This window comes from Clostridium psychrophilum (assembly GCF_018861705.1).
Lineage (GTDB): Bacteria > Bacillota > Clostridia > Clostridiales > Clostridiaceae > Clostridium_AD > Clostridium_AD psychrophilum.
The window spans coordinates 1-1,244 of the sequence record NZ_JAHLEC010000248.1 but is presented as its reverse complement, the minus strand read 5'-3'; the positions used below and the strand labels follow the sequence as shown (position 1 = coordinate 1,244).

Here is a 1,244-nt window from a genome sequence, read left to right as displayed (position 1 = left end):
CTATATCTACGATAATGCTGGCGGTCGTGGGCAGCTTTGGTGCAAGGTTTGCAATCTACATTTCAACAAAAACAAAGTTGATTTGAAGAGTGAGAAGCTCATTTGCCCATTCTGTGGACATACCCTAAGTAAGAAGAAGGACCGTAAAAATTTTTATATCCACAAATGTGTTAATAAAAAATGTAGTTTTTACCTTCAATCTCTTTCAAATCTTTCTCTTGAAGATATTAAAGAATATAAGAAAGATAAACACAAATTTAAGTTGCATTATATATACAGGGAGTTTACCACTAATTATTTTAATGTGGATTTATCTTCTATGCCAAATGGTGCTACGAGCCTTAATTTCAGAAATTTCTCTTCTCATGTAATGGGTCTTTGTCTAACATATAAGGTTAATTTGGGACTATCTACACGCCGTACGGCGCTTGCTCTTTGGGAAATCCATGGTGTTAAAATATCTCATGTCATGGTTAGCAGATACGCCATCACAGCTGCCGCTTTGGTTAAACCCTATGTCGATAATTATGACTATAAGCCAACTAATTATCTTGCTGCTGATGAAACTTATACTAAAGTCAAAGGAGTCACTCAATATGTCTGGATTGTTATGGACGCCATCAAGAAATCAATTTTAGGATATCAAGCGTCTTTTAGTCGCGATACTGGTCCTTGTATTTTAACCATGCGTATGGCCTTTGATAAGTTTAAAATATTTCCCGGTAAGTCTCTTAAATTCGTTGCTGATGGTTATACTGCATACAAGCTTGCGGAGCAACAGTTTAAACTTAATAACTTTGACTTCGATGTAACCCAAGTAATAGGACTTACTAACGCTGATCCTGTTTCAACTGAATATCGTTGGCTTAAACAAGTAATAGAACGTTTCAACAGAACATTTAAATTCTCCTACAGGGTTACAAGTGGCTTTGGGAGTGAGGATGGATCAAATACACACTTAGCCCTATTTGTGGCCTATTATAATTTTCTTAGACCACACACCTATGCCTATTGGGCACCATTGAACTCTATCCCTGAGCTTGAAAAAATTTCTACCATGCCAGGAAAATGGCAAAAATTGATTGAACTTTCACAACAACTTATACTCGAAAAACAGAGCACATAGCCTAATGAAGAATCTACATTTAATATAATAAAATTAGTTTTACCTGTCAATTTTCTGTAAAAAGGAAACTGTTTAAACAGGTGTATTTGTGTTGCTTTTTTTTATTCATAGAAAAAAA

Annotated in this window: 1 protein-coding gene; it reads left to right on the top strand. The window is 35.0% G+C overall.

Annotated features, from left to right (window positions below):
- A partial coding sequence (locus KPL38_RS19285; RefSeq protein ID WP_216290748.1) for a DDE-type integrase/transposase/recombinase occupies nt 1-1,126 on the top strand: 1,126 nt, incomplete at its 5' end.
- Between the last annotated feature and the right edge of the window lie 118 nt (nt 1,127-1,244).